Here is a 2977-nt window from a genome sequence, read left to right on the forward strand (position 1 = left end):
GGCGGGGGGGGGGGCTGAGTGGGGCCCCCTCCCCCGCTCGTTCCTCGCGGCCCCTCCCCCAAAACCGCCTGGGGGAGGGGCGGTGGCGGGCATGGGTGCGCGTCCACGGGGTTCGGCGCGGCGGCGGGCACGGGCAGCCACGTGGGGCGGCCCCTACGGCATCGGTGCGCGGCGCGGGGGTCCAGGCGCGGCGAGGGTGGGCAGACACGCAGGTCTGCCCCTACCAGGGGCCGGTGCACCGGTGCAGCCGTCGGTGCGGCGGCGGGCACCGGCGCGGCGCGCGGTGTTCTCCCCCTCACCCGCCCTGCGCCCCGCAGGCGGGGGAGGGGGCCCTCCGCGCGGCACCAAACCCGCCGCAGCGTACCCAAGCCCCCTCTCTCGATGACAGGAGGGCGGAGCCCTCTCCTGTTATCGGGAGAGGGGGCAGGCGAGTGTAACGAGCCGGGGGTGAGGGCCCCTACGCCGACACCGCCCGCCCAAACCGCTGCGCCAGGCGCTTCAGCACCTCGGAGCTGATGCCGCGGAGGGTGTCGAAGACGCCGGCGCCGGAGAGGGCGCGGGCTTCGAAGCGCGGGAGGTCGCGGTAGTTCAGGAGGTCGTCCAGCGCGTCCAGCGACATGACGTCGGGGAGGTCGCGCTTGTTGTACTGGAGGACGATGGGGATGGTGCGCGGGTCGACGCCCTGCTCCAGCAGGTTCACCTGGAGGTTGCGGAAGCTCTCGACGTTCTCGTCGCGCTGGGCACGCTGAGAATCGGCCACGAAGACGACGCCGTCCGCGCCCTGCAGCACCAGCTTGCGGGTGGCGTCGTAGTACACCTGGCCAGGGACCGTGTAGAGTTGGAACCGCGTCTGGAACCCCGAGATCGTCCCCAGGTCGAGCGGGAGGAAGTCGAAGAACAGCGTGCGGTCGGTCTCGGTGGCCAGCGACATCATGCGCCCGCGCCGGTCCTCCGGCACCTGGCCGTGGATGTACTGGAGGTTCGTCGTCTTCCCGGAGCGGCCCGGACCGTAGTACACGATCTTGGAGGTGATCTCGCGGGTGGAATAGTTGACGAGGCTCATAGAAAAGAAGTGCGTGAGTGCGTTAGTGCGGAAGTGCGCTGGTGCCCGGAGTGACTGAACGCACTCACGCACTCACGCACTAACGCACTACGTCTTGCTGGCCTACGCTCCGAAAACATTTTCCAGCCCCGCCTCCAGATCCTTTTCGAACGCCCGCGCGTCCGTCGTGGGGCGCGCTTCCTTCCAGCCGGGGAGCGCGGCCACTTCGGCCACGAAGGCGGCGAAGAAGAGCTGGACGAGGCCGATGGAGGAGTCCTCGCTGAAGACGGCGATGGCGATCAGGTCCTCGGCGGGGGTGCGAAAGGGGCCGATGAACACCTGCGACGCCGTGCCGCCCTGGTGCAGGTGGCGGAAGCCCTGCTCGCCGATCAGCTCCGCGAGCGCCTGGCTGCTGGCGTGGATGCCGGCGCCCAGCGATGCGACGCCCATCACGTCCAGCGCACGGGCGAAGCCGCGCTGCGCGAGGACCTGGCCGCTGCGGTTGATGAGGAGCACCAGGCGCAGCCCCGCCTCGCGCGCGAACCGCTCCACCGGACCGGCGAGCGCTTCCGAGAACTGCGCGAGGTCGGCGCGCCTCATCCGCCCAGCGCCTCCACCACGCGCGCCGCCTCGAGACGTACCAGCCCCACGTTCACCCAGCTCTCCGCCACCACCACCAGCAGCAGGTCGCCCAGCTGCGGCGGGGCGGCGGCGAAGAGGAGGCCCTCCTCGCCGTCCACCTGCACGAATGCGGCGTCGCCGAAGTCGGCGGCGGACATGGAGCGGCGGGCGCGGCGGAAGATGGAAGCCACCAGCGCCGCCACCGCGTCGCCCGGGACGCCCAGCATCAGCTCCTCGGCCACCACGAGCCCGTCCTCCACGGCGACGACCATGGAGCCGCGCACGCCGGTGACGCGGTTGACGCGGTCCAGGAGCTCCCGGTAGCCGCTCACCGCGCGCCTCCTATGGCCGCCAGGAAGCGCTCCGCCGACTCGCGCGCCCGCGCCGCCACCCGCAGCACCCACCCCATCGGCACGTCGCGCCGCCCGGCTACCGCCACCATCCCGCCGTCCCCGGTCGGGGCGAGGCGCACGACGGCCTGCGGCGTCTCGACCAGGATCCCCTTCCAGGCGCCCAGCTTCAGGTGGCGTACAGCGCGCTCCGCCTCGCTGGATGCACCCGAGAGGACGGCGGAGATCTCGCCCGCGCGATCGCGCTCCGCGCCGATCCGCCCCGCGATCACGAAGCCCTGCGCGTCCAGCATCACCGCGCCGACGATTCCGCGCTCCTGCGAGAGCGCGGCCAGCTCGGCGGCCAGCGCGTCGAAGATGCGGCCGCCGTCCCACTGCTCGGAGCGCGGCGCTTCGGGGGCGGGCGCGGGCGCGTTGGATGGAGGCGCGGCGCGGGCGGCGACGCGGGAGCGCTGCCAGGCGGACTCCAGGGCGGCGCGAACTTCCTGGTCCATGACGTCGTTGGCCTGCGCCTGCTCCAGGTGCTTCACCGCCGATGCCCAGTCGCCGCGGGCGAAGGCGGCGAGGCCCATCTCGCGGCGCGCGCCCGGGTGCTCGGGGGCCAGGGCCAGGGCGATCCCCCACTCGTCCGCGGCCCGCACGTTGTCGCCGGCATCGCGGTAGAGGAGGCCGAGGAGGTGGTGGGCATCGACGTGGTGCGGGTGGCGCTCCAGGCCGCGCAGCACCAGCCGGAGCGCCGCCTCGCGCTTCCCCGAGTCGCGGTACGCGCGCGCCAGCGGGAGGAAGGCGGTCGAGGCGGGGTCGGCCGCCAGCTCGTCCGTCCACTGCTTCACCTGCGCGGGCGATGCGGTCATGCGGCCTCCTCGTCGAGCGCGGCCAGGAGGACGTCGGCGGCGTCGCGGGCGCGCTCGGCCTGGCCGCGGCGGGCGGTGTCGCCGTCCTCCAGGCGCAGGTAGGTGCTCCA

Annotated in this window: 4 protein-coding genes; all 4 read right to left on the bottom strand. The window is 73.4% G+C overall.

Translation table 11 applies throughout. The features are described 5' to 3' along the window. Positions 1–457: 457 nt before the first annotated feature. The 4 genes from VF647_12395 to VF647_12410 all read right to left on the bottom strand — a co-directional run bounded on the left by VF647_12395 (position 458) and on the right by VF647_12410 (position 2867). On the bottom strand, positions 458–1063 hold the full coding sequence (locus VF647_12395; protein HEX8452892.1) for a GTPase domain-containing protein: 606 nt from the start codon (positions 1061–1063) through the stop codon (positions 458–460). Between the two features lie 102 nt (positions 1064–1165). Further along, positions 1166–1642 carry a roadblock/LC7 domain-containing protein gene (locus tag VF647_12400; GenBank protein HEX8452893.1) on the bottom strand — a complete coding sequence of 159 codons (477 nt, stop codon included), beginning with the start codon at positions 1640–1642 and terminating at the stop codon, positions 1166–1168. Then, positions 1639–1995, bottom strand: a complete 357-nt coding sequence (locus VF647_12405) for a roadblock/LC7 domain-containing protein (protein ID HEX8452894.1) — start codon at positions 1993–1995, stop codon at positions 1639–1641. Before VF647_12405 ends, VF647_12400 begins: the two co-directional genes overlap by 4 nt. After that, positions 1992–2867, bottom strand: coding sequence for a tetratricopeptide repeat protein (locus VF647_12410; GenBank protein HEX8452895.1), 876 nt, complete (start codon positions 2865–2867; stop codon positions 1992–1994). Before VF647_12410 ends, VF647_12405 begins: the two co-directional genes overlap by 4 nt. Positions 2868–2977 lie beyond the last annotated feature (110 nt).

Origin of the sequence: Longimicrobium sp. (assembly GCA_036387335.1) — a bacterium.
Lineage (GTDB): Bacteria > Gemmatimonadota > Gemmatimonadetes > Longimicrobiales > Longimicrobiaceae > Longimicrobium.